Origin of the sequence: Streptomyces sp. NPDC008137, from assembly GCF_042957035.1 — a bacterium.
In the GTDB taxonomy this organism is placed as follows: Bacteria; Actinomycetota; Actinomycetes; order Streptomycetales; family Streptomycetaceae; genus Streptomyces.
Map to the genome: position 1 here is coordinate 110634 of NZ_JBIBHN010000012.1, position 24870 is coordinate 135503.

At 69.7% G+C, this 24870-nt stretch carries 24 protein-coding genes and 1 pseudogene; 18 read left to right on the forward strand and 7 right to left on the reverse strand.

Features of this window, described 5'->3' with window-relative positions:
* Positions 1–19 precede the first annotated feature (19 nt).
* The 7 genes from ACFZBT_RS20920 (at position 20) to ACFZBT_RS20950 (ending at position 7830) form a co-directional block, all read left to right on the forward strand.
* Positions 20–262 carry a hypothetical protein gene (locus tag ACFZBT_RS20920; protein ID WP_391105519.1) on the forward strand — a complete coding sequence of 81 codons (243 nt, stop codon included), beginning with the start codon at positions 20–22 and terminating at the stop codon, positions 260–262.
* Between the two features lie 147 nt (positions 263–409).
* Positions 410–1453 carry an NUDIX domain-containing protein gene (locus ACFZBT_RS20925; protein WP_391105521.1) on the forward strand — a complete coding sequence of 348 codons (1044 nt, stop codon included), beginning with the start codon at positions 410–412 and terminating at the stop codon, positions 1451–1453.
* 305 nt (positions 1454–1758) lie between these two features.
* Positions 1759–2790: an ABC transporter permease subunit gene (locus ACFZBT_RS20930; RefSeq protein WP_391105523.1), complete on the forward strand. Its 1032-nt coding sequence runs from the start codon at positions 1759–1761 to the stop codon at positions 2788–2790.
* A gap of 78 nt (positions 2791–2868) precedes the next feature.
* Positions 2869–4545 (forward strand): ABC transporter substrate-binding protein, encoded by a 1677-nt coding sequence (locus ACFZBT_RS20935; protein WP_391105525.1) that lies wholly within the window; start codon positions 2869–2871, stop codon positions 4543–4545.
* Between the two features lie 74 nt (positions 4546–4619).
* On the forward strand, positions 4620–5612 hold the full coding sequence (locus ACFZBT_RS20940; protein ID WP_391105527.1) for an ABC transporter permease subunit: 993 nt from the start codon (positions 4620–4622) through the stop codon (positions 5610–5612).
* A gap of 32 nt (positions 5613–5644) precedes the next feature.
* Entirely contained in the window at positions 5645–6730 is a 1086-nt protein-coding gene (locus ACFZBT_RS20945; RefSeq protein WP_391105529.1) for an oligopeptide/dipeptide ABC transporter ATP-binding protein, read from the forward strand.
* A complete protein-coding gene (locus tag ACFZBT_RS20950) occupies positions 6727–7830 on the forward strand; it encodes a dipeptide ABC transporter ATP-binding protein (protein WP_391105531.1) in 1104 nt (367 codons plus the stop codon). Before ACFZBT_RS20945 ends, ACFZBT_RS20950 begins: the two co-directional genes overlap by 4 nt.
* 16 nt (positions 7831–7846) lie before the next feature.
* Here the strand turns inward: ACFZBT_RS20950 and ACFZBT_RS20955 are convergent, their stop codons facing one another.
* Positions 7847–9202: a M20/M25/M40 family metallo-hydrolase gene (locus ACFZBT_RS20955; RefSeq protein WP_391105533.1), complete on the reverse strand. Its 1356-nt coding sequence runs from the start codon at positions 9200–9202 to the stop codon at positions 7847–7849.
* Between the two features lie 133 nt (positions 9203–9335).
* Here ACFZBT_RS20955 and ACFZBT_RS20960 point away from each other — a divergent pair, with 133 nt between their 5' ends.
* Complete coding sequence (locus tag ACFZBT_RS20960) at positions 9336–10577, forward strand: geranylgeranyl reductase family protein (RefSeq protein WP_391105535.1); 1242 nt, start codon at positions 9336–9338, stop codon at positions 10575–10577.
* Here the strand turns inward: ACFZBT_RS20960 and ACFZBT_RS20965 are convergent.
* The gene (locus ACFZBT_RS20965; protein ID WP_391105537.1) at positions 10561–11010 is read right to left on the reverse strand and encodes a nitroreductase family deazaflavin-dependent oxidoreductase; all 450 of its coding nucleotides are present in this window, start codon (positions 11008–11010) and stop codon (positions 10561–10563) included. The two genes, ACFZBT_RS20960 and ACFZBT_RS20965, sit on opposite strands and share 17 nt — an antisense overlap.
* Positions 11011–11194: 184 nt before the next feature.
* On the opposite strand from ACFZBT_RS20965, the gene ACFZBT_RS20970 reads away from it, so the two are divergent.
* Positions 11195–11929: a WHG domain-containing protein gene (locus ACFZBT_RS20970; RefSeq protein ID WP_391105539.1), complete on the forward strand. Its 735-nt coding sequence runs from the start codon at positions 11195–11197 to the stop codon at positions 11927–11929.
* 46 nt (positions 11930–11975) lie between these two features.
* Here ACFZBT_RS20970 and ACFZBT_RS20975 read toward each other — a convergent pair whose 3' ends face one another.
* A complete protein-coding gene (locus tag ACFZBT_RS20975; RefSeq protein ID WP_391105541.1) occupies positions 11976–13184 on the reverse strand; it encodes a hypothetical protein in 1209 nt (402 codons plus the stop codon).
* Between the two features lie 327 nt (positions 13185–13511).
* On the opposite strand from ACFZBT_RS20975, the gene ACFZBT_RS20980 reads away from it, so the two are divergent.
* The 3 genes from ACFZBT_RS20980 to ACFZBT_RS20990 all read left to right on the forward strand — a co-directional run bounded on the left by ACFZBT_RS20980 (position 13512) and on the right by ACFZBT_RS20990 (position 15758).
* Positions 13512–13688: a hypothetical protein gene (locus ACFZBT_RS20980; protein WP_184595188.1), complete on the forward strand. Its 177-nt coding sequence runs from the start codon at positions 13512–13514 to the stop codon at positions 13686–13688.
* A 43-nt stretch (positions 13689–13731) separates the two neighbouring features.
* A complete protein-coding gene (locus ACFZBT_RS20985; protein ID WP_391105544.1) occupies positions 13732–13911 on the forward strand; it encodes a hypothetical protein in 180 nt (59 codons plus the stop codon).
* 248 nt (positions 13912–14159) lie between these two features.
* Positions 14160–15758, forward strand: a complete 1599-nt coding sequence (locus ACFZBT_RS20990; RefSeq protein ID WP_391105546.1) for an aKG-HExxH-type peptide beta-hydroxylase — start codon at positions 14160–14162, stop codon at positions 15756–15758.
* Here ACFZBT_RS20990 and ACFZBT_RS20995 read toward each other — a convergent pair.
* Positions 15728–16639 (reverse strand): hypothetical protein, encoded by a 912-nt coding sequence (locus ACFZBT_RS20995; RefSeq protein WP_391105548.1) that lies wholly within the window; start codon positions 16637–16639, stop codon positions 15728–15730. The two genes, ACFZBT_RS20990 and ACFZBT_RS20995, sit on opposite strands and share 31 nt — an antisense overlap.
* A gap of 193 nt (positions 16640–16832) precedes the next feature.
* Here ACFZBT_RS20995 and ACFZBT_RS21000 point away from each other — a divergent pair, with 193 nt between their 5' ends.
* Entirely contained in the window at positions 16833–18053 is a 1221-nt protein-coding gene (locus tag ACFZBT_RS21000; protein ID WP_391105550.1) for a histidine kinase, read from the forward strand.
* A gap of 31 nt (positions 18054–18084) precedes the next feature.
* Positions 18085–18750: a response regulator gene (locus tag ACFZBT_RS21005; RefSeq protein ID WP_391105552.1), complete on the forward strand. Its 666-nt coding sequence runs from the start codon at positions 18085–18087 to the stop codon at positions 18748–18750.
* Here ACFZBT_RS21005 and ACFZBT_RS21010 read toward each other — a convergent pair.
* Both ACFZBT_RS21010 and ACFZBT_RS21015 read right to left on the reverse strand, forming a co-directional pair.
* Positions 18711–18836 (reverse strand): annotated as a pseudogene (locus ACFZBT_RS21010) (DUF6332 family protein); the annotation flags it as partial. The gene ACFZBT_RS21005 and the pseudogene ACFZBT_RS21010 overlap by 40 nt on opposite strands.
* A 16-nt stretch (positions 18837–18852) precedes the next feature.
* Complete coding sequence (locus ACFZBT_RS21015; RefSeq protein ID WP_391105554.1) at positions 18853–19770, reverse strand: methyltransferase domain-containing protein; 918 nt, start codon at positions 19768–19770, stop codon at positions 18853–18855.
* 114 nt (positions 19771–19884) lie between these two features.
* On the opposite strand from ACFZBT_RS21015, the gene ACFZBT_RS21020 reads away from it, so the two are divergent.
* Genes ACFZBT_RS21020 through ACFZBT_RS21035 form a run of 4 tightly spaced genes read left to right on the forward strand, consistent with a single transcriptional unit; the run spans position 19885 to position 23512 of the window.
* The gene (locus ACFZBT_RS21020) at positions 19885–20880 is read left to right on the forward strand and encodes a branched-chain amino acid ABC transporter permease (RefSeq protein ID WP_391105556.1); all 996 of its coding nucleotides are present in this window, start codon (positions 19885–19887) and stop codon (positions 20878–20880) included.
* A gap of 10 nt (positions 20881–20890) precedes the next feature.
* Positions 20891–21883, forward strand: a complete 993-nt coding sequence (locus ACFZBT_RS21025) for a branched-chain amino acid ABC transporter permease (RefSeq protein WP_391105558.1) — start codon at positions 20891–20893, stop codon at positions 21881–21883.
* Positions 21873–22772, forward strand: a complete 900-nt coding sequence (locus ACFZBT_RS21030; protein WP_391105560.1) for an ATP-binding cassette domain-containing protein — start codon at positions 21873–21875, stop codon at positions 22770–22772. The genes ACFZBT_RS21025 and ACFZBT_RS21030 overlap by 11 nt, the downstream gene beginning before the upstream one ends.
* On the forward strand, positions 22772–23512 hold the full coding sequence (locus ACFZBT_RS21035; RefSeq protein ID WP_391105562.1) for an ATP-binding cassette domain-containing protein: 741 nt from the start codon (positions 22772–22774) through the stop codon (positions 23510–23512). Before ACFZBT_RS21030 ends, ACFZBT_RS21035 begins: the two co-directional genes overlap by 1 nt.
* 22 nt (positions 23513–23534) lie before the next feature.
* On the opposite strand, the gene ACFZBT_RS21040 is transcribed toward ACFZBT_RS21035, so the two are convergent.
* Positions 23535–24782, reverse strand: a complete 1248-nt coding sequence (locus ACFZBT_RS21040; protein WP_391105564.1) for an ABC transporter substrate-binding protein — start codon at positions 24780–24782, stop codon at positions 23535–23537.
* Between the last annotated feature and the right edge of the window lie 88 nt (positions 24783–24870).

Consider the following 24870-nt stretch of genomic DNA (forward strand, 5'->3'; position numbering starts at 1 on the left):
TCGGACAGTTGAGTCGGTCATGAAGAAGCGCAGCATGCTCGCCATCGCCTCCCTGGCCACCGGCTTCGTCGTCGCGGCGGTCACCCCGTCGCACGCCGTCGGAGAGAAGCTCCCCGGGATCAACGTGGACGAGACCCTCAACACGCTCAACCAGGCCGTCGGCAAGGACGGACTGTCCGTGGCCGGTAAGGACGGCCTCCAGAAGAAGGGCGCCCAGAAGAAGGGTGCCCAGAAGAAGGGCGTTCAGCACAAGAAGGGCTGACGAGCCGCTCCGGCCCCGGCCCACGGCGCCGTCGCTCCCCGCGTGAGGGGAGCGACGGCGCCGTCGTCATGCGCCCTCAACTGCGGCTGGTTTCCGTGGCAGGGTGGAGCGGGCAAGCCTCAGGGGGCCAACAGAAGAGGGGGACCTGTGACCGTCGTCTGGATCAACGGCGCGTTCGGTGCGGGGAAGACCACCACCGCACAGGAACTGATCGAACTGATCCCGAACAGCACGCTCTTCGACCCCGAGGTCATCGGCGGAGCGCTCCGGTATCTGCTGCCGCCCAAGCGCCTCGCGGAGGTCGGCGACTTCCAGGACCTGCCGATCTGGCGACGGCTCGTGATCGACACGGCGGCCGCGATGCTCGCCGAGCTCGGCGGAACCCTGGTGGTCCCGATGACGCTGCTGCGTCAGGAGTACCGCGACGAGATCTTCGGCGGCCTGGCCGCGCGCAGGATTCCGGTCAGCCACATCCTGCTCGCTCCGGCCGAAACGATACTGCGGGAGCGGATCGCGGGCCGTGAGGTTCCGCGGGACCTCCCCGAGGGCGAGACACGAATACGCCAGTGGTCCTTCGACCACATCGAGCCTTACCGGGCCGCGCTCGCCTCCTGGCTCACCGCGGACGCGCACCCGGTCGACACCAGCGACCTCACCCCGTACGAGGCCGCCGCCCGCATCTCCGAGGCCGTGCAGAGCGGCTCCGTGCCCGTCTGCGACATCGTGCAGACCCCCGAGCCCACGGCCGAGACGCTCGCCGCCGGTGTGCTCCTGTTCGACGAGCGGGACCGGGTGCTGCTCGTCGACCCCACCTACAAGCCCGGCTGGGAGTTCCCCGGCGGAGTCGTCGAACCCGGTGAGGCACCCGCGCGGGCCGGTGTACGGGAGGTGGCCGAGGAGACCGGCATCCACCTCGACGAGGTACCGAGCCTGCTCGTCGTCGACTGGGAGCGCCCCGCGCCTCCCGGCTTCGGCGGCCTGCGGCTCCTCTTCGACGGCGGCCTCCTCGACTCCGCGGAAGCCGGCCGGGTGCTGCTGCCCGGGCCGGAGCTGCGCGACTGGCGGTTCGTCACCGAGGAGGAGGCGGCCGACCTGCTGCCACCGGTGCGCTACGAGCGGCTGCGCTGGGCCCTGAGGGCGCGCGAACGCGGAGCGGCGCTCTATCTCGAGGCCGGGGTGCCGGTCGGCTGAGCCGGGGTCCGTGTTCGTGCCCTTTACCCGGCGCGGAGGATTCCGAGGGAAAAGCGAGAGGAAACGCACCCGGCAGCAACGCTAAGTACTGCCCAAGGAATCTCCCTCATTCCCTCACGCGGCGGGTAATCACATTCCCCGCTCTCGTCAACACTTTTCCATGACCGTAAACAATCCCTTTTCTGTCCCCTGCTCGGCTTGACCGGCCTCGCCCGGCATTGCGAAAGTCCGCAATGTCTCACGGCGGCGTTCACGACCGCCACTCAATTTCCTTGCCTCAGGGGCAGATCCGGGATGTCCGTACGATGACCACGCAACACCAGCCGGTCGACACCGGCAGCGGCACCGCGCTGCCGGCCGAGCCGTCGACGCAGGACAGCAGACCCGGCGGCCCGCTCGTCGCCGGCCGCTCACCGGCCCGGATGGCCTGGCGGCGGATCAGGCGGGACAAGGTCACCACGGCCGCCCTGGCGGCCACCGTCCTGTTCATCGTGATCGCCCTGCTCGCGCCGGTCCTCACCGCGCTGACCGGCTGGGGGCCGATCACCCCCGACAACAAGGCGATCAACCCGGACACGGGCAACTTCCCCTACGGATCGCTGGGCGGCATCAGCGCCCGGCACCTGCTCGGCGTCGAACCGGGCACCGGCTACGACCTGTTCGCCCGCATCGTCTACGGCCTGCGCACCTCCCTGTACGTGGGCCTCGCCTCGGCCGTGCTGTCCACCGTGGTCGGTGTCGTCGCGGGACTCGCGGCCGGCTATTTCGGCGGCTGGGTCGACTCCCTGCTGTCCCGGGTCATGGACGTGATGCTGGCGTTCCCGCAGCTGCTCTTCATCATCGCGCTCACCCCGGTGATCCAGAACGCACTGCAGACCAACACCCACGGCGGCACCGACGAGAACCTGCGCCTCCTCGTCCTGGTCCTCAACATCGCAGTCTTCGCCTGGGCGTACACCGCCCGCCTGGTACGCGGACAGGTACTGTCCCTGCGCGAACGGGAGTTCGTCGACGCCGCGCGGCTGATGAGCGCCGGCCGGCGGCACATCCTCTTCCGGCAGCTCCTGCCCAACCTGTGGGCGCCGATCCTGATCTCCTTCGCGCTGGCCGTCCCGCAGAACATCACCACCGAGGCGGCCCTGTCGTACCTGGGCGTCGGCGTCATCCCGCCCAACCCCGACTGGGGTGCCCTGCTCTCGGACGCCTCGCAGTTCTTCCTCCAGGACCCGATGTACCTCTTCGTGCCCGGCGTCCTGCTCTTCCTCCTGGTCCTGGCGCTCAACCTCCTCGGGGACGGCGTCCGGGACGCCCTGGACCCCCGCGCCCGGCGCGGCTGACAAGGCCACCCCCCCCGAGTATCGGCCCGGCGGCCCCACGAACGGCCGCCGTGCCCGTAGCAAGAAGGAGTTTCCTCAATGACGCGCAGCACGCGCAGATCGCGCACGGTCGCTCTCACGGCCTCCGCCGTGGTGATCGCCCTGGGGGCCACCGCATGCGGAGGTACCGCCGGCACGACGGGAAGCGGCGCCCCCGGAAAGGGCGGCACCCTGACCATCCTGAACAAGGCGGACTTCGACCACCTCGACCCCCAGCGCGTCTACACGACCGAGGGGCAGAGCATGGACCAGGAGATCGTCCGGACCCTGACCGGCTGGGACGAGACGGGCCCGAAGCCGAAGCTGGTCGGCGACCTGGCCACCGACACCGGAACGCCGAGCAAGGGCGCCACGGTGTGGACCTTCCACCTGCGGCACGGCGTCAAGTACCAGGACGGCACCGACGTCACCGCCCCGGACGTCAAGTACGGTGTCGAGCGCTTCTTCTCGTCCGACATCAACGGCGGCCCGCCCTACGCGTCCCAGTGGCTCGTCGGCGGCTCCGGCTACAAGGGCCCCTACCAGGGCAAGCAGCTCGACTCCATCCGGACGCCGGACAAGTACACCGTCGTGTTCCATCTGAACCAGCCGGTGGCCGACTTCAACGAGACCACCACCATGACCGGCTGGTCCGCCGTGCCCAAGGCCCACGACACCGGCTCGACCTATGACACCAAGGTCTGGTCCGACGGCCCGTACATGATCAAGTCGTACACCAAGAACAAGGAACTCGTCCTCACCCGGAACAAGAACTGGTCGCAGTCGACCGACCCGATCCGGCAGCAGAACGTCGACGGGATGGACGTCAGGTTCGGCCAGGACGAGTCGGCCATCGACCAGCAGCTCAAGGCCGACGCCGGTACGGCACAGACATCGATCCAGCAGTGGCCGATCGCGGGATCGGACCTGGCCCAGATGGCCAACGACCCTTCCCTCAAGGGCCGTTACTACAAGATCCCCGCGCCCGGCATCAACTACCTGGCCATCAACACCACCCGCGTCAAGGACCTCCGGGTCCGCCGGGCGATCGAGTACGCCATCGACAAGACCACGGTCCGCGGCGCCTTCGGCGGCTCGGCGTACGGCGACTACGCCACCACGATGCTGAGCCCCGGCATCGGCGGCTACCAGAAGTTCAACCAGTACAGCGCCAACCCGGCCGGCAACCTCGCCAAGGCCAAGGCCCTGATGAAGCAGGCGGGCGACCCGAAGCCGACGATGTCCATCGCGGTGGAGAACACCCCCACCCAGGAGCACTTCGCCGACGCGGTGAAGACCGCGCTGGGGCGCATCGGCATCCACGTCAACATCTCCCCGATCGACGCGTCGAACTACTTCAGCACCATCGACAACACGAAGAACCAGTACGACCTGACCTGGGGCGACTGGATCGCCGACTGGCCGAACGCCTCCACGGTGCTGCCCACCCTCTTCGACGGCCGCCTGATCAAGAAGAACCCGCAGGCCAACCAGGACCTGTCCTACCTGAACGACCCCAAGGTCAACACGCTGATCGACAAGGCGGCCAGGATGACCGACCTCGCTCAGCGCAACGCCGCCTACGGGCAGATGGACCGGCAGATCCTCAAGGACGCCGCCGTGGTCCCGCTGATGTACATGAACTTCACCGAGATGTCCGGCTCCAAGGTCGGCGGTGTCATCCCCGACTCGATCGTGGCCGAGCCGAGCCTGGTCCACGTCTACGTCAAGCACTGACGCCTCTCCTCTGAACCCCGCCGGCGGTTCCGGCCGCCGGCGGGCAGCCCACTCACGTCAGGTCCCGGCACCTCATGTTTCGTTACCTCATCAGACGCCTGCTGGCAGCGGCAGTGATCATGCTGGTGATCACCACGATCACCTTCTTCATCTTCTTCGCGCTGCCGTCCGACCCCGCGCTCCTGGCCTGTGGAAAGACCTGCTCCCCCTCCCGCCTCGCCGAGATCAAACACTCGCTGGGCCTGGACCAGGGCTACCTGACGCAGTACTGGGAGTTCCTCAAGGGGCTCTTCGTCGGCCGTGACTTCGGCGACCAGAGCGTCCGCATCCACTGCGGGGCCCCCTGCCTCGGCGTCTCCTTCCAGACCGACACCCCGGTGCTGACGACGCTGCTCCAGGACTTCCCGGCGGACCTCTCCCTCGGACTCGGCGCAGCCGTCGCGTTCCTGATCCTGGGGGTCGGCCTCGGTACCGTCGCCGCCGTCCGCCGGGGCAGAGCGGCCGACAAGGCAGCGGTCGGACTGGCCCTGTTCGGCGTGTCGGTGCAGATCTACTTCATCGGCCTGCTCCTGCTGTACCTCTTCGTCGACAAGTTCCAGATCCTGCCGACCTCCGGCTACACCCCGATCACGGAGGATCCGGCCGGCTGGTTCCAGGGGCTGATCCTGCCGTGGACCACCCTGGTCATCGTCTACCTCGCGATGTACACCCGGCTCACCCGCTCCTCCATGCTGGAGGTCTTCGCCGAGGACTACATGCGCACCGCCCGCGCCAAAGGCCTGCCGGCCGCCACCGTCGTCCTCAAGCACGGACTGCGGGCCGCCATCACCCCCATCATCACCATCTTCGGCATGGACGTCGGCTCCCTGATCGGCGGCTCCGCGGTCATCACCGAGTCGGTCTTCGGCATCAACGGCATCGGCAAGCTCGCCGTCGACTCCGTCCAGAACTCCGACCTGCCGGTCATCCTCGGCACCACGCTCTTCGCCGCGACGTTCGTCGTCCTCGCCAACGTCGTCGTCGACCTGGTGTACGGCCTCGTCGACCCGCGCGTGCGACTCGCCTGAGCCCTTCCTCGTCCTCAGTCCTTAGGAACACCGTGTCCGTTCAGACCTCACCGCAGCCCGCGGACGTCACGCCCGCGCCCTTCCTCGACGTGACCGACCTGAGGGTGCACTTCCCGACCGAGGACGGCCTCGTCAAGTCCGTCGACGGCGTCTCCTTCACCCTGGAGAAGGGCAGGACCCTCGGCATCGTCGGCGAGTCCGGCTCCGGCAAGTCGGTGACCTCGCTGGCCCTGCTCGGACTGCACAAGGGCACCCGCGCCCAGGTCAGCGGCGAGATATGGCTGGAGGGCAGGGAACTCGTCGCCCTGCCCGAGGCGGAGATGCGTGAACTGCGCGGCCGTACGGTCTCCATGATCTTCCAGGACCCGTTGTCCGCGCTGCACCCCTTCTTCACCGTCGGCGCCCAGATCGCCGAGGCCTACCGCGTGCACCACAAGGTCTCCAAGAAGGAGGCCAGGGAGCGGGCCGTGGAGATGCTCAAGCGGGTCGGCATCCCGCAGCCCGAGCGCCGCGTCAGGGACTATCCGCACCAGTTCTCCGGCGGCATGCGGCAGCGCGCCATGATCGCCATGTCCCTGGTCTGCGACCCCGCCCTGCTCATCGCCGACGAACCCACCACCGCCCTGGACGTCACCGTGCAGGCGCAGATCCTCGACCTGATCCGCGATCTGCAGGAGGAGTTCGGCTCCGCCGTCGTCATCATCACGCACGACCTCGGCGTGGTCTCCGACGTCGCCGACGACATCCTGGTGATGTACGGCGGCCGCCGCATCGAGTACGGCACCACCCGCGAGGTGCTCAAGTCGCCCCAGCACCCCTACACCTGGGGCCTGTTGCAGTCGATGCCGCACCTCACCGGCGACGTGGGCGAGCGGCTGAACCCGATCCCCGGCACCCCGCCGAGCCTGATCAACCTGCCGGACGGCTGCTCCTTCAACCCGCGCTGCGCCTACAAGGGCTGGGTGCCGGAAGGACGGTGCACCGTGGACCGGCCCGAACTGCGCCTGGTCTCCGGCACCGCGGGACACCTCGCCGCGTGCCATCTCACCGACGAAGCCAAGCAGGAGATCCGCGGCGGGACCGACGGCGACGCACTGACGAAAGGGAACACGCCGTGAGCACCACCCAGCCCCTCACCGGGCCGACCACCGACCTTCCCACCGGCGAGAACCTCCTCGAAGTGCGTGGTCTGCGGAAGCACTTCCCCCTCCGGCAGGGCATCATCTTCCAGCGGCAGATCGGGGCCGTACGAGCCGTCGACGGCATCGACTTCGCGGTCGGGCCCGGCGAGTCGCTCGGACTGGTCGGCGAGTCCGGCTGCGGCAAGTCGACCACGGGCCGCCTGATCACCCGGCTGCTCGAACCCACCGGCGGCTCCGTCCTGTTCGACGGCGAGGACATCACCCACCGGCCCGCCGCACGGATGCGGGAAGCCCGCCGCAACCTCCAGATGATCTTCCAGGACCCTTACTCGTCGCTGAACCCCCGGCACACCGTCGGCACCATCGTCGAGACACCGATGCGGCTCAACGGCATCAACCCGCCCCAGGGCCACAAGCGGCGCGTCCAAGAACTCCTGGAGACCGTGGGCCTCAACCCCGAGCACTACAACCGCTACCCGAACGAGTTCTCCGGAGGCCAGCGCCAGCGCATCGGCATCGCCCGCGCCCTCGCCCTGCGGCCGAAGCTGATCGTGGCCGACGAGCCGGTCTCCGCGCTGGACGTCTCCATCCAGGCGCAGGTCGTCAACCTGCTCCAGGACCTCCAGCGGGAGTTCGGCATCGCCTTCGTCTTCATCGCCCACGACCTCGCCGTCGTACGGCACTTCTCCGAACGGGTCGCGGTGATGTACCTCGGCAAGATCGTCGAGGTCGCCGACCGCGAGTCGCTCTACACCCGCCCACGGCACCCCTACACCCACGCGCTGCTGTCCGCCGTACCCGAGGCCGACCCGGACGCCACTCAGCGGCGCGAACGCATCCGGCTCGCCGGGGACGTGCCGTCGCCGATCGACCCGCCCTCCGGCTGCCGCTTCCGCACCCGCTGCTGGAAGGCCCAGGACAGGTGCGCCACCGAGGAACCGCGGCTGGTGCGCGTGGAGGGCAGTCCCCCGGGTCATCTGACCGCCTGTCACTTCCCCGAGGAGCCGACGGTCGCGCCACGCGCCGAGGACATCGTCCTGGACGCGGCACCGGCGGAGCCGAAGGAAGGTTTCTGACCGCGGGGCGGCGCGGTCAGCTCGCCGCGTAGGTGCGCAGGAACAGTGCCTCCGCCACCGACAGCCGCTCCAGTTCCCCGGGGGACACGCTCTCGTTCACCGCGTGGATCTGGGCCTCCGGCTCGCTCAGCCCGATGAGCAGGATCTCCGCACGCGGGTAGAGGGAGGCGAGGGTGTTGCACAGCGGGATGGAGCCGCCCTGGCCCGCGTACTGCATCTCCTGGCCCGGGTACGCCACCGCCATCGCGGCGGCCATGGCCTGGTAAGCCGGGCTGGTGGTGTCGGCGCGGAAGGGCTGGCCCTCGCCGATCTGCTCGGTGCTCACCCGCGCGCCCCACGGCGTGCGTGCCTCCAGGTGAGCCTGGAGCAGCTTGGCCGCCGCGCCCGCGTCCACGCCCGGCGGCACCCGCAGGCTGATCAGCGCACGGGCGCTCGACTGCACGGACGGGGTGGCGCCGACGACGGGCGGGCAGTCGATGCCGAGGACCGTGACGGCCGGGCGTGCCCAGATACGGTCGGCGACCGTGCCGGACCCGATCAGTTCGACGCCGTCCAGCACCTTGGCGTCCTGCCGGAACTGCTCCTCGTCGTACTGCAGTCCTTCCCAGGCCGTGTCCGAGGCGAGCCCGTCGACGGTCGTCGAGCCGTCCTCGGCGCGCAGCGAGTCCAGGACGCGGATCAGGGCGGCGAGCGCGTCGGGCGCGGCGCCGCCGAACTGGCCCGAGTGCAGATTGCCCGCGAGCGTGTCGACGCTGACGCGGACCAGGGTCATCCCGCGCAGCGTGGAGGTCACCGTCGGCAGGCCGACACGGAAGTTGCCCGCGTCGCCGATGACGATCGTGTCGGCCTCCAGCAGGTCCGGGTGCTCCTCGGCGTACCGCTCGAGACCGCCCGTGCCCTGCTCCTCCGAGCCCTCGACGATCACCTTGACGTGGACCGGCACGCCGCCGTTCGCCTTCAGCGCCCTCAGCGCCAGCAGGTGCATGATCACACCGCCCTTGCAGTCGGCGGAGCCGCGCCCGTACCAGCGTCCGTCCCGCTCGGTCAGCTCGAACGGCGGGGTGGTCCAGCCGGCCTCGTCCAGCGGCGGCTGCACGTCGTAGTGGGCGTAGAGCAGGACGGTCTTCGCACCCGCCGGGCCGGGGAGGTACCCGTAGACCGACTGCGTCCCGTCGGGGGTGTCGAGCAGGGCCACGTCCTGGAAGCCCTCGGCGCCGAGCGCGTCCGCGATCCAGCGGGCGGCGCCCTCGCTCTCGCTCCTCGGGAACTGGTCGAAGTCCGCCACCGACCGGAAGGCCACCAGTTCGGTGAGCTCCGCCCTCGCCCCCGGCATCAGCGAGGCGACGGTCTCGGCGACCGGATTCGACGACATGGGCACGCTCCTTGTGGGTGCGACGTTGAAGAGTCGAGTGCTGTAGATCCTCCCACAGCGGGCTGTGACCAGGTCCGCCGTAGGATGCGGGAGACAGCAGGGCAGGCGGCTTGATCGGGAGCAGTAGACCATCGTGAGCAGCGAGAACTCTTCGGCGGACGACGTGCGGCAGGTGTGGGACGTCGTCGTGGTGGGCGCGGGACCCGCGGGAGCTTCGGCCGCGTACGCGGCGGCGGTCGCCGGGAGACGCGTGCTGTTGCTGGAGAAGGCGGAGTTGCCGCGGTACAAGACGTGCGGCGGCGGCATCATCGGCCCCTCGCGCGACGCCCTCCCGCCCGGCTTCGAGCTGCCGTTCAAGGACCGGGTGCACGCGGTGACGTTCTCGCACAACGGCCGCTTCACCCGGACCCGCCGGTCCAAGCAGATGCTGTTCGGGCTGATCAACCGGCCCGAGTTCGACCAGCAGCTCGTCGAGCACGCGCAGAAGGCGGGCGCCGAGCTGCGCACGGGTGTCACCGTCCAGCGGGTCGAGCAGCACGGCTCGGAGGTGCCCGACCGGCGCACGGTCGCCGTCGTCCTGCAGGGCGGCGAGGTCCTGCTCGCGCGGTCGGTGGTCGGGGCCGACGGCAGCGCCAGCCGGATAGGAGCGCATGTCGGGGTCAAGGTCGACCAGGTGGATCTGGGCCTGGAGGCGGAGATCCCGGTGCCGGAGACCGTCGCCGAGGACTGGAAGGGGCGGGTGCTCATCGACTGGGGCCCGATCCCCGGCAGTTACGGCTGGGTCTTCCCCAAGGGCGACACCCTCACGGTCGGGGTGATCTCGGCGCGGGGTGAAGGCGCCGCGACCAAGCGGTATTTGGAGGAGTTCATCGGCCGCTTGGGCCTCGCCGGCTTCGAACCGAGCATCTCCTCCGGGCACCTGACCCGCTGCCGGGCCGACGACTCGCCGCTGTCACGCGGCCGGGTGCTGGTCTGCGGCGACGCGGCGGGGCTCCTGGAGCCGTGGACCCGCGAGGGCATCTCCTTCGCGCTGCGGTCCGGCCGGCTCGCGGGGGAGTGGGCGGTGCGGATCGCCGAGGCGCACGACGCGGTGGACACCCGGCGGCAGGCCCTCAACTACGCGTTCGCGGTCAAGGCCGGGCTCGGAGTGGAGATGAGCGTCGGCAAGCGGCTGCTGACGGTGTTCGAGCGTCGCCCCGGTCTGTTCCACGCGGCGGTGACGGGTTTCCGCCCCGCCTGGAAGGGGTTCAAGGACATCACGCGGGGCGCGACGTCGCTGGGCGAGATCGTCCGCACCCATCCGATGGCCCAGCGGGCCCTGACCGCGATGGACCGCCGTCCCGCGACCGGCGGCGAGGTCAGCTCCGCACCGTGACCTCGAAGACCGGGTGGTCGGGGGCGATCCGGCGCAGCTCGTCGTCCGGGGAGTCCGGGCCCACCCCGTTGAAGAAGACCCCGACCTCCGCCTTCCAGCGCTTGAGGTAGGCGCGCAGGATCGGGGTCTTGTCGTCGTCGGCCACCTCCGTCGCGGTGAAGGTGTCCACGTGCTTGCCGAGGTGCAGTTCGCCGCCGCCCGCCGCGCGCATGTTGTGCGTCCACTGGACATGGCCGCGGGGCGCGACCAGGTACTGCCGGCCGTCCAGGGTCATCAGGTTGACCGGGGTGGTGCGCCACTGGCCGCTCTTGCGGCCGCGGACGGCGAGGACACGGGAGCCCCAGACGCTGATGCCGCGGCGGGTCATCCAGGCCACGAAGCGGTTGAGGACGTTGACTGTGAGCCAGCCGGGCTTCTGGACGTGTGTGGACATGAGGTCCCCCTGGTCTCTGTTTGGTGGAGCGGTGCTCTCGTTATTGTCGACGGGGAAGCGGTGCTCTCTTTTGTGAGCACTGCTCTCTCTCGCTGGGCTCAGTCTGCCTGAGGTCCGTACTTCAAAGCAAGAGCGCTGCTCTCGTTTGTGTGCGCTGCTCTCCTTTCATGGCACACTTCCTCGCATGAGCACCGCACACGGCGCCCGGGCCCGGGCCAGGATCGAAGTCACCGCGGCCATCAAGGACGAAGCCCGCAGACAGCTCGCGGCCGAGGGCGCCGCCAGGCTCTCCCTACGCGCCGTGGCCCGTGAGCTCGGCATGGTCTCCTCCGCGCTGTACCGGTACTTCCCCAGCCGTGACGACCTGCTGACCGCACTCATCATCGACGCGTACGACTCCCTCGGCGAGTCCGCCGAGGCGGCCCACGACACGGTCGCCGGCTCCGGGCCGCGGCAGCGCTGGATCGCCGTCTGCGAGGCGGTGCGGGGCTGGGCCCTGGACCGTCCGCACGAGTACGCGCTCATCTACGGATCGCCCGTCCCCGGCTACACCGCCCCCGAGACCACCGTCCCGGCCGCCTCCCGCGTCGGGCTGCTGTTCTTCGGCATCGTGCGCGACGCCTACCGCGGCCCGGGTCTCGCCAAGCCGTCGCTGCCGGCCGATCTGCGCCCGGAGGCCGAGCGGATGGCCGCCGACCTGGCGCCGGACCTCCCACCGGAGACGGTGACGGCTCTTGTCGCCGCCTGGGCCCAGTTGTTCGGGCTGGTCGGCTTCGAGCTGTTCGGCCAGTTCCACCGGGTGGTGGAGGACCGGGAGACGTTCTTCCGGCACGCGGCGGGGCAACTGGCCCACGGGGTGGGGCTGGTGTATCCGCAGCGGGAGCCTGCCGCGAAGAGCCCAGGGCCTCACAACGACTGAGCCGGCGGCGGCCACGCACCTCCTTGCCGCGGGCAGCACTGCAGCACTAGGGACTGCCGGAAGGCTGGCGGGTCTCAGGGGTCCACCATCTGTGGGGGCCGGGACCTCCGATCAGCGGGCCGTCGGGCCACAGATCAGCGAGGTCGGCCGGATGGAGGGGCCGGTGGTAAGCCGCTCGCAGAACGTTGGCAGCCGTCGCGGGAGGAGCCTCGGCCAGGGCCATGAACCAGTCGAAGCCGGCCGGATATGCCCACAGGTACGTCCGCAGCAGCGGATCCGCGCCCCGGTCAGCGAGCATGTCCGCGATCTGGGTGTCGTTCCAGAAGGGCACTCGTGACACAGCGTGGGCCGCGCAGGCATCGGCACTCACGCCGGAATTGATGGCCACGTGCAACTCTGCGCACACCAGTTGCAGATAGTGCTCCAGGCGCACGCGTGTCATCAGCTGGTGGTCGTCGGCGGCGACGAACAGAGGCAACGACTGTGCAAGCCCTTCGAGAACCACCTGACAGGGCGAGTGCACCGTGAGCAGCGGCAGCCACTCCTGCTCGCCCCTCGCGTAGGCCGCGTGGAACGCCGCGCTCTGCAACCCGTGGCCGAGAACCTCATGGAGCGCGAACAGCCTGGCCTGAACGACGGTGAGGGCCGCCCGTTCGAGATTGATGCGCAGTCGCACGGTCCGCCCGGCTCCATCCAGCCAGTATGACCAGTAGGCATCGACCCGGACCGCTTCGATGGTCAAGTCATACGGCGCCGTCGCACCAACCGCAGTACGTACGCGCTGCTCGAACGAGGCCGCCTCACGGCTGACCGCTTCGGCCGCCGCTTCAGGGGTGATGACGCCCTCGGCGCGATTCAGGTCGTGGGCGGTATTCGGCCCCCAGGCGATCCCGGCGTCGGCCAGAAGGCGGCGAGCCTCATCACCGCGCTCCCTGACGTAGTCGGCCGGCCAGCCTCGTGTGCCGCAGCCCTGGGTCCGGCGCACGTAGGTGTCAAAGGCAAGGTGCTCGCCGAGCAGTGTGGAGAGGTAGGCGAGCTGAGCCTGGATCTCCCGCACAAGACGGCCGTCGGCCACCTTCCGGGCGCGGTCGAGGAGCCAACGCAGACGCCGCAATGCTTCGAGCCTGCCCAGCGCTGCCGGGGCCGGCGCGGGCGCGCAGTCGAAGTCGATGACCGGCGAGTTTCCCCGTTCGGTCTCGTATCGGTGCCAACCGCGAAGAACTTGTTCCAGTGCCTCGTACAGAGTCTCGCTCATGGCAGTGCGGCTCCGATGTGTGGCCGACGACAGGGCTTCCGGGCTTTCGTGGGTGGAGTCATACTCGGATGGTGAGCGACCTCGGACCGCTCGCCCAGAAGGACGGAGAATCTTTTGGATACTCAACTGCCTGACCTGAGCGCTGTGATGATGACCGATCTTGCTCACGCGAGCGATGAACAAACGATGGTCGCACTCAACTGGGTGATCGAGCAGTGCGATCGTACGCCGTCCATCTGTGCCGGTGGCGGTGAACCGGGCGGGGGAGCAGAGCGCATTGGCTGACCGCCCATCACCGCCTCACCGCATTACGGTAGGGGAACTGTCGTGATCGAATCGCAGATGCCTGATCTCACGGTCGTTCGACTCCGAGACGTCCTCGGCATTGACGATATCGCGGTGCGTCGTGGGCTTGTGTGGGTCGGTATGCAGGTGGACGAGGTGCCGGCGGTCGCCGTGTCCAACGACGGCACGGGCGGTGGCGGCGCTGAGCGCATCGGCTGACTGTCCATGACCGCCTCACCGCATTCCTGGCAGGGGAGCTGACGTGATCGAATCGCAGATGCCGGATCTCACGGCTGTTCGACTTCGCGACGTCCTCGGCACTGACGACACCGCTGTGCGTCGCGGGGCTGAGTGGGTCGGTATGCAGGTTGAGGGGGTGCCGGCGATCGCCGCGTCCGGCGAGGGGGGCGGACAAGGCGGCGGCGCGGAGCGTATCGGTTGACGGGCACAGGGATTTCCAGTCATCGCGTCTCCCTGAGCACCCTCGACGCCATCGCCCGCGGAGCCGCCGGTCCCGATGTCGTCCACGAGGTCAGGAAGGCCGAGCGCAGCCGTACGCTGCTGTTGTTACGAGCCATTCGGGACGAAGCCGCCTCATCCTCGAAGGCCCATGGTCCTCTCCCGCCGACCGAGTCGGCCTGGCAGGTGCTGGATCGCGTCCAGCAGAGCGCACCAGCGGCGCTGGAGACCGTGCTGTCGTACCCGTATGTCGCCAGGTGGGCCGGCTTCACGTTGCGCCATCTGCGTCGCGGGCACCCGACGGATCCCACCCCGGCGTGGGTCCACCTCGGTCAACTGCACAGCATCGCCGCCGCGGCCGCCCTTCACGCAGGGATCGATGTGGACGTACGAGTGCCGGCCAGGAGCGGGACTGTCTCGCTGCCCACCCTGGGCGCGGCCTTTTCGCCGGCCGGCCGCGTCGATCAGTGGTCCGTGGCCCGAATCCGGTCGTGCGATCGGGATCGCCGCATCGACATCGGCGACAACACGGTACGGCTGCCGCCCGACCTCTCGCAGGACGCCACCGGGTGGTGGGCACTGCGACGCCTCACGTGCCGGGAGGGCTCACACGTTCTGTCCTTGCGGCTGGACGACCTGGATCCGTACCGCGGACTCTACGAGACGCTCGAACCGCATCGCCTCGACGATGCCGAGGTCACCAGGTGGCAGGGCATGCTCGACGAGGCCTGGCACCTCTTGTGCCGTCACGTTCCCGACACGGCGGACGCGATGAGCGCCGGTCTGGACGTCGTAGTCCCACGTCCTTCCACCAGCCGTTTTCCGCTCATCTCCGCCTCCAGCGGCGAGGCCTTCGCCGGTATCAACGTTGCCCGGCCCCACACGGCTGAGGATCTCGCGGAGATCCTCGTTCACGAGTATCAACACGTCTTGCTGGGTGGCCTCCTCCACTTGGTCCCGTTGACGCGACAGGACGAGGAGCGACTTCTCTACGCCCCTTGGCGTGACGACCCGCGCCCTGCCGCAGGGTTGCTGCAGGGCGTCTACGCCTTCTTCGGAGTGACCAAGTTCTGGCGGGCCGCGGCCAGATCCGGAGACGACGCGATCGCCGACTTCGCCGCGTTCACCTGCGCGCGGTGGCTGGAGCCGACGCTGGAGTCCGCTCGTGCCCTGCTGGCCGACCGGACTGTGACCGAAGCCGGTCGTCGCTTCCTCGACGGGATCGCGGAGCAGCTCGTCACCTGGGGAGACGTCTCTCCGCAGCATCGTGTGGCGGAGGTCGTGACCGCCGATCACCAGGCCGGATGGCGCCTGCGCCATCTGCGACCCGATCCCGGTGTCGTGGCCGGTCTGGCCCGCGCATGGCAGGAGCCGGATGAGGACGGCGCACCAGGCCGATGCACAGAATCACTTGTATCGCAGCCCGACGGCCCGTGGTCCCTCGCTCGCGTCGATCTCCTGCGGTGTGTGGTCCGGGAGGGCTCGTCCTCCGTGAACCCGGCTCTGGCTGAGTCGACCGGAGCGACAGTCGCCGACCTCGCGCTCGCCGACGGCCGTTACGCCGACGCCCTGGACGGCTACCGCGCGGAGATCGCAAGTGACCCGGACCACCCCCCGTCCTGGATCGGCTTCGCGTTGGCCTGGTCCTGCCTCGCGTCCGGGCCCGGCCCCACGCTGTTGGTGCAACGACCGCAACTCGTACGAGCGGTCCACCGGTTGCTGCGGGCCAGGACGGATGCGCCGCAACCAGACACGCTCGCCACCTGGCTCGCAGACCGTCTCGCCACAGGCGCCGACAACTATGAGCGTCCGCGTACGGGAATGGCGTAGCGGTATCCGAGTTTGGCCTGCGCCGTCTTCCACCGCACGCCGTCAGCGGTCCGACAGTACCGGGACTGCAACTGGGACTCGGGGGCGTCGGGCATTTCCATGCCCAACTGCTGCGCTTCCACACGGTTCTGCGCATAGGGCGAAGAGGAAATGGTGAGGCCGTCGCGGCCGGTGATCGTGACTTCGAGGCTCTCGGTGACGTATGAGACGTCGGTATAGCACTTCTCCTCGCGCTCGACAAAACCGAAAGCACCGCAGAGTTCCAGCTCGACCGTGAAGGAGCAACGAGTGCGGCCTGGATCCAGGGAAACAGGCACGCGAACGGCGCCGGACTCGACCAGCCGTCCGTCGAGGGCCGTCGGGTCGGCCGGTATTTTGCGCTCCCTTCGTATGAAGGCGATGGTCGGATCGGACTCCACGCCGTCCACGCTGACGCGAAGCACCGAAACGCTCGTCCATGCCGGATTATCCGGAGGCACCTCCGCGATCATCGGGAAGGAAATCCATGGCACCACCGCGGCGTTCGGCGATTCGACATCGCACGAAATTCTCAACGTCGCATTTCCGTCGCCTGAGATGACGAAGGTGTCGTGTCGATGGCGGAATCGGATGAGTTGGGGCACGTACGCTTCCAGGTCTCGCAGATGTGCCAGGTCGCGCACTCCTTTGCGGATGCGGTCGGCCAGCAGCCATACGGCGACCAGGCCGGTTGCGATGGAGGCGGTGATCAGTAACCACGTGAGTACGAGGAAGAGCGCGGTTTGCGAGGCGCTGGACCTCAGGCTCACCAGCGTTCCCGCGATGGTGAGCACAATCGATACCACTGCAGAAATGAACGCCGCGAGGGTCGCGCTGACCCCGTCGTCACGTGGCTGCCCCACACTGCTCTCCCCCCGGTACATGCCGTGCCGCCATTGTCGCTTCGGCAGCAGTCTCGTGACCAGCCGAGCACACATGGTCATGCGACGTCTCGGCCGGCGAGGCCGCCCAGGCGGACGTACTTCCCGGGAAGTACGCGTGATCACCACGCCTGGGTGACGCCGCTCCGGGCGGGCGGCGTCTAGCGTGGCCGGTATGGACGAGGAGCGCGCGCGAGGTGGCCCGCCGCAGTGGTGGCGCCACGGGCCTCCGTGGTGGGACCGGTGGGGGGAGGGGGAGCGTGCGCCCCGGTGGCCCTGGCGGTCCACTGTCGCCGTCACGGTCTTCGTGCTGGTCGGCTCGAACTTCGCCGCCCAGGTCCAGGAGGGCGAGCGCGCGGAGCTGGACCTCTTCGCGCGAGTGCTGCTGCTGGTGGCCGGGGGGCTGCTGCTGTGGCGGAAGCGGAATCCGGCGGCCGTGGTCTTCGGCACGGCGGGCGCCGTCATGCTCTACCTGGGGGCCGGGTATCCGTACGGGCCGGTGCTCTTCACCGTAGCGCTGGCGTGCTTCAGCGCGATCGTCGCCGGGCACCGCTGGGCGGCGTGGGCCGCGATGGGAACGCTCTGGGCAGGGCACGTTCTGGTGGCGCACTGGCTCTACGAGTGGCTGCCGCCCTCGGGGGACTCCGCCGCCTCCTGGGGCGAGGAGGTCGTCGTCGCCACCTGGGTGGTGGCGATCGCGGCGGTGTCGGAGCTGTTCCGGATCCGCCGCGAGCAGTGGGCCCGGGAGCGTGCCGAGCGTGCCGAGGCCGCGCGGCGGCGGGCCGACGAGGAGCGGCTGAGGATCGCGCAGGAACTGCACGACGTCCTCGCGCACAGCATCTCTGTGATCAATGTGCAGGCGGGCGTCGGCCTCGCGCTCCTCGACACCGACCCCGAGCAGGCCCGTACGGCGCTCACCACGATCAAGGACCAGAGCAAGGAGGCGCTCGGCGAGGTGCGCCAGGTGCTCGACACCCTGCGCGCGCCCGGCGCCGCGCCCCGCGCCCCGGCACCTGGGCTCGACCGGCTGCCCGAGCTGGTGGAGCAGGCGGCGAGCGCGGGTCTCACGGTCGAGCTGGAAGGGGAGCCACCGCGCCTCCCGCCCGGCACGGACCTCGCCGCCTTCCGAATCGTCCAGGAGGCCCTGACCAACGTCGTACGGCACTCGGGTTCGCGGCACGCGCGCGTGCACCTCGCGCGGGACGCGGACGCGCTGCGGCTGCGGGTCGACGACGACGGGCCCGCCACCGCCGCCGACGCGGGCGGCAGCGGCAACGGGCTGGTCGGTATGCGGGAGCGGGCCGCCGCCCTGGGTGGCACCATCGAGGCGGGGCCCCGCCCGGACGGCGGTTTCCGGGTGCTCGCCGTACTCCCGCTGACGGTTTCCGCCAAGTGAGCCGAACCGTTCGACCGTCTGAGGAGGACCGGTGATTCGCGTACTGCTCGCCGACGACCAGTCGCTGGTCCGGGCAGGGTTCCGGGCGCTGCTCGACGCGCAGCCGGACATCGAGGTGGCCGCGGAGGCCGCCGACGGTGCGGAGGCCGTGCGCCGGATCCGCGAACTGCGGCCCGACGTCGTCCTGATGGACATCCGCATGCCCGTGCTCGACGGCCTGGCCGCGACCCGGCAGGTCACCGGGGACGCGGGGCTGAAGGACGTCAGGGTGGTCATGCTCACCACCTTCGAGCTCGACGAGTACGTCTTCGAGGCGATCCGCTCGGGCGCTTCCGGCTTCCTGGTCAAGGACACCGAGCCGGACGAACTCCTGCGCGCGGTACGGGCGGTGGTCGCGGGTGACGCACTGCTCTCGCCCGGGGTGACGCGCCGGCTGATCGCCGAGTTCGCGGCCCGCTCCAAGGAGCCCGCGGCGGCCGACACCCTGGCCGGGCTCACGGAGCGGGAGCGGGAGGTGATGGCCCTGGTCGGGATCGGCCTGTCCAACGAGGAGATCGCCCGCCGGCTGGTCGTCAGCCCGCTCACCGCGAAGACCCACGTCAGCCGCACCATGGTGAAGCTCGGCGCCCGCGACCGGGCCCAACTGGTCGTGCTCGCCTACGAGTCGGGGCTCGTGCGGCCGGGCTGGCTGGGCTGAGCCGACGACCCGAACCGGACCAGCACACTGACGACCCGGGCGAAGAAGAGCAGGGGCGCGAGCACAAGACCGGCGGGCACCAGCAGGGTCGGGCTTCGAACACTACTCGGGGGCGACGTCGGCGAAGCCCTCCGCGGGTTTGTCGAGGACGTACGCCGTGTAGCGAGTGACGCGCCCGATGGCCCGGTGGGCTCGAACGACGGCGATGACCTCGTCCCAGTCCTGTGCGTCGAGTGTTCTGAGGCCGGGCCACCGCACGCACAGGGCCTGTCGGCCGGCCCGGGTGGACGCGGCGCCGGCGAACAGGGCGCTGAGTTGGGCTGCCCGGTGGAGTACGGGGGTGGTCCAGTCGAGGATCCGGCGTGTGGTGAAGCCGACGGCCGAAGCAGTCAGCGGGTACCGCTCGTACGGTTCGATGGAGTCGAAGCGCCAGGTCCCGCGCACGAGGCCGTCCGGGTCGAGGGTCTCGATCGGCTGATCCGCAGCGGACGTGACATCCACGAGGACGAGCCGGCCTCCTGGACGGAGCAACCGGAAGCTTTCGCTCAGGAACGACCTGCGGCCCTCAGGGCCGAAGTGGAAGGCGGCCTCCAGGCAGTGCACTCGATCGAAGGAACCATCCGTCAGCGGGATCTCCGCTGCCTGGTCCGGCAGAGCCGTGGCGTCGGCGACGGCGAAACGCGCGCTGCCGCCGAAGCGGCGGCGTGCCTGGTCGATCTGCGCGGGCTGGATGTCCACCCCCAGCGCACGGCATCCCGCGGCGCCCAAGCGCGCCGTGGTGTCACCGCGACCGCATCCGGCGTCCAGGACGAGCTGTCCGGGCCGGGCGTCCAGCAAGGCCAGCGACCGCCGAGCCAGGCGGCGCTGAAAGGGCACCGGCCCGGCCAGGACCACGATCGGCAGGGTGGGCAGCGTGAACCAGCCGATGTCGACCAGGCTGTCCCAGCCGAGGTGTCGCAGCACCCGGAAGAGCACACTGTCGTCGCCGTACGCGCTCTCGAGGTCCCCGCTGTCAGCCATCCCGCATCCTCCGCTGTCCGTGGGCACCCACCCCGGGCTCGCTGTCCGTGTCACCGCCCCGACCTGCGCTTACACTGAGCCCATAAGGGACGTTCGTGACGTACCGGAACCACCGTGCGCTATCAGCGGATGCTCGTGACGGCCCTCGCCCTGGCCCTTGTGATGGTGCCCGCGATCTCCACGCGTGCACAGGGTGAGGAAGTCCCGCGCGGCCCCACGTTCGCCGCGCGCGCTCTGCAGGCGCTGATCGACGGTATCCAGTTCGGGGTGATCATCGCGATCACCGCGGTCGGGCTCTCGCTGATCTTCGGCACCATCCACCTGATCAACTTCGCACACGGTGAGTTCGTCACGATCGGCGCCACCTTCGCCTTCTTCCTCAACGTCTCCGCGGCGGGCCCGGGCTGGCACCTGATTCCCGCCGCCCTCGCCGCGGTGGTCCTCGGCGCCCTGCTGGGCGGGGCGGTCGACCGCGGCATCTGGCGCCCGCTGCGGGCTCGGGGCACCGGCCTGATCAACATGTTCATCGTCACCATCGGGCTCTCGCTGCTCCTGCGCCACGTCGTGCTCGTGCTGTACGGAACCCGCCCCGCCTCCTACGCCCAGTACGACATCCAGAGCACGATCGGTATCGGGCCGGCCGGCATCACCCCGCGGGACCTCACCGTCACCCTGCTCTCCGTCCTGGTGCTGCTCGGCATCGCCGCGCTCCTGCAGAAGACGCGGATCGGCACGGCCGTGCGGGCCGTCTCCGCCAACCGTGACCTCGCGGAGGCCTCGGGCATCGACGTGCAGCGGGTGGTGCTGTTCGTGTGGATGCTCGCCGGCGGACTGGCCGCGCTCGGCGGGGTCTTCTTCGGCCTGGTGGAGATCGTCACCTGGGACATGGGCTTCAAGCTCCTGCTGCTCATGTTCGCGGGGATCATCCTGGGCGGCCTCGGCTCCGCCTACGGTGCGATGGCCGGCAGCCTCGTCATCGGCGTCGTCGCCCAGATGTCCACCCTGTGGTTCCCCGTCGACCTGCAGTACGCCTGGGCGCTGCTCGTCCTCATCCTCGTCCTCCTCGTCCGGCCGCAGGGCATCCTCGGCCGGGCCGAACGCGTCGGGTGAGGGGTGCGCCATGGACTTCTCGGCCATCCTCTCCGACGCCCTGCGCTCGGGAATCGGCCCCATCGCCGCCGTCTACGCGCTCGCCGCGATGGGGCTGAACCTGCACTTCGGCTACACGGGGCTGCTGAACTTCGGCCAGGTCGGATTCATGCTGGTCGGCGGCTACGGGCTCGCCATCACGGTGTCGACGTACGACGGCCCGATGTGGCTCGGCGTCCTGGGCGGAATCGCCTGCGCGATCGTGCTTGCCCTGCTCCTCGGCCTGCCCACCCTGCGGCTGCGCGCCGACTACCTCGCGATCACCACGATCGCGGCGGGGGAGACGCTACGGCTGTTCTACCGCTCGAGCTGGGCCGAGCCGGTCACCGGCGGGGTGTTCGGGCTGCAGCGGTTCGCGAACGACTTCTACGCGCTCAGCCCCATCGAGCCCGGCACCTACGGCGTGTGGATCGTGAGGTTCAGCTCCCGCGACCTCTGGGTCATGATCGTCGGATGGGCGCTGGTGCTCGTGGTCGGGAGTCTGCTCGCCCTGCTGATCCACAGCCCCTGGGGCCGCGTCATCCGGTCCATCCGTGAGGACGAGGTCGCCGCGCGCAGCCTCGGCAAGAACGTCTACGCGTACAAGATGCAGAGCCTGGTGCTCGGCGGCGTCATCGGGGCTGTCGCGGGCATGATGCAGGCGATCCAGGTGCAGTCCGTGAACCCGGACAACTACGACCCGGCCGTCACGTTCTTCCTGTACACGCTCCTCGTGCTCGGAGGGGCCGGGCGGATCCTCGGGCCGGTCGTCGGCTCGATCCTGTTCTGGTTCGTCCTCAGCTTCCTCGACAGCGCGCTCCGCCAGGCCATCGACGCCGAGTACATCTCGCCGGACCTCATCAGCACGTCCGAGGTCGGCGCGGTGCGTTTCGCCCTGGTCGGGGTCGCCCTGATCCTGCTGGTCGCCTTCCGGCCACAGGGCATCCTCGGCAGCCGGAAGGAGATGCTGCTCAGTGGCCGCTGACCGTGTCGTGTACCAGCCGGACGGGCTCTCCGCGATCGATCCCGAGCCGGGGGTGCGCAAGCCCGACCCTCTGCTGGTCCTGGACCAGGTGACCCGCACCTTCGGCGGCCTCGTCGCCGTGCGGGTCGAGCACCTGGAGGTGCAGCGCGGGGTCATCACGGCGCTCATCGGGCCCAACGGCGCCGGCAAGACCACGCTGTTCAACGTCGTGAGCGGGTTCGACCGGGCCGACGGCGGCCGGTGGTCGTTCGACGGGCAGCCGCTCACCGGCTCCCCGGCACACCGGGTGGCGCGGCGGGGACTGGTCCGTACGTTCCAGCTCTCCAGGGCGCTCGCCCGGCTCACCGTGCTGGAGAACCTGCTGCTCGCCGCCCCCGGGCAAAGCGGCGAGCGAGTGCTGCCCGCGCTGCTGCGACCCGTCTGGCGCGGTCAGGAGCGGGAGCTCGAGCGCCGGGCCGACGAACTGCTGGACCGGTTCCGGCTCGGGGCCCTGCGCGACGACCTTGCCGGCACGCTCTCCGGGGGCCAGCGCAAACTGCTGGAACTGGCCCGCGCGTTGATGGCACGGCCGGTCATGCTCCTGCTCGACGAGCCCATGGCCGGGGTGAACCCCGCGCTGACCCAGTCGCTGCTCGGACACATCACCCGGCTGCGCGACGAGGGGCTGACGGTGTGCTTCGTGGAGCACGACATGGACGTGGTGATGGGTATCAGCGACTGGGTGGCCGTCATGGCCGACGGGCACTTGGTAGCGGAGGGCCCACCGCACACGATCGGCCGGAACGCCGCAGTCGTGGACGCCTACCTGGGCAAGCGGCACGACGAACCGGATGCGGCAGAAGAGAACGAGAAGGGGGAGGAGAAGGGGAGGGGGAAGGAGGAGCAGTGATGTCCGCCGAGGAGCAGGCACCGGTGCTGGCGGCCGACGACATCGTCGCCGGCTATGTCCCCGGTGTCGACGTGCTGCGCGGATGCAGCATCGAGGTGCGGCCGGGCGAGGTGGTCGGCGTGATCGGCCCGAACGGCGCCGGCAAGTCGACGCTGGTCAAGGCCGTCTTCGGGCTGCTGCGGGTGCGCGCAGGGACCGTGCGGCTGCGCGGCGAGGACGTGACCGGCCGGGCCGCGCACGAGCTGGTCCGGCGGGGCGTGGGCTACGTACCGCAACTCCAGAACGTGTTCCCCACGCTGACCGTCGAGGAGAACCTGCGGATGGGCGTGTATCTGCGGCCCAAGGACCACGCGCGGCGGGTCGCGGCGGTCGAGGAGCTCTTCCCCGTGCTGGCCGACCGCCGCAAGCAGAAGGCCGGCGCGATGTCCGGGGGCGAGCGCCAGATGCTCGCGATGGCCCGCGCGCTGATGATGGAACCGCGGCTGCTGCTGCTCGACGAGCCGTCGGCCGGCCTGTCACCGCTCCATCAGGACCACGTCTTCGACCGGTGCAGAATGATCAACAGCGCGGGCGTCGCCGTGCTCATGGTCGAGCAGAACGCCCGCAGGTGCCTGCAGCTCTGCGACCGCGGCTACGTCCTCGACCAGGGCCGCAACGCGCACACCGGCACGGGTACGGCCCTGCTGCACGACGAGAAGGTGATCGAGCTCTACCTCGGCACGCTCGCCCGCGTCCGTTGACTCCCGCTGTCGGTCCTCGCGGTCACTCCTCGGCCGTGCTGGTCTCGGTACGCAGGGTCTGGAGCTTTCCCTGGTCGTCGTAGCCGTAGACCTCGATCGTCGCCTGGCCGGGTTCGCCGTTGTCGGTGAAGTCGAGCGGCCCGCTCACACCGTTGTAGTCGATGTCCCTGCCGTCGGCGAGCAGCTCCCTGCAGGCGGCGAACGAGTTGCACTTCTCGCCGTCCTTGGTGATCCCGTTCATCTCCTTCACGTACTCGCCCGGGTCGTCGGACTCCGCCTTCTCGGCGGCGAGCGCGATCGTCGTCACACAGTCGAACACCTGCGGTGCGAACTGCAGCTCCTTCAGATCCGGCGCGAATTCCATGAGGTCCTTCACGTACTGCTCGTTCGCCGCCGACGCCGGCGCGGTCCCCTTCATCCCGGAGAGCTTCTCGGGCTGGCCCGGGGAGACCAGGGAGGGCAGCTCCTCGCTGCGCAGCCCGTCGGCGCCGTAGACGCCGATCCGGTCGGGCCCGATCCCGGACTCGATCATGCCCTGCAGGATCTGGGTGCCCTCCTCGAAGGCGATCACCACGGCGGCGTCCGGCCTGGAGTTCTCCATCTGCTGGACGACCTGGTCGAAGTTGGTCGCCTTGGGGTCGTAGGTCTCGGCGAGCGTCACCGTCGCACCACGTTCCTCCAGTGTCTTGCGGGTGGCCTCCATCAGGCCGCGTCCGTAGTCGTCCGCGCGCGCGACCAGGGCCACCCGGTCGTGGCCGTCGTCACGGACGACATCCGCCAGGATGGGCCCCTGCAACGCGTCGCTCGGGACGGTACGGAAGTAGAAGCCGTCGTCCTCGTAGTCGGTGAAGGTGGGAGCGGTGTTCGACCCCGAGCACTGCACGACGCCCGCTCCGGTCACCCGGTCGATGAACGCCAGCGACATACCGGAAGCCGCGGCGCCGACGATCGCGTCCACGCCTGCCGCGAGGACCCGGTCCGCCGACTGTGCGGCAACGGCCTCCTGGCCCGCCTCGTCGCTGGAGACCACAGTGGGCACGGGCTTGCCCAGGACCCCGCCGGCGTCGTTGATCTTCTCGATCGCGAACTTCAGCGACTCGATCTGGGGCGGGCCGAGATAGGCCAGCTGTCCTGTCTCCGGCAGGACGTAGCCGAACTGGAGCTCACCATCGCCCGGGTCCGCCCGGGCAGTGCCGGTCGAACCGCAGACGGCAATCACAAGAGCAGCCGCGCTTGCGAAGATCGCGGACCGCCGTATCGACGCTTTCATCTCCGCCTCCGCTCGTCTACAGGCCGCGGAGGGTCGACTGGCCGGCCCTCCGCCCGCCATCTGTACACGAGCGTAGAACTTGTCCGGA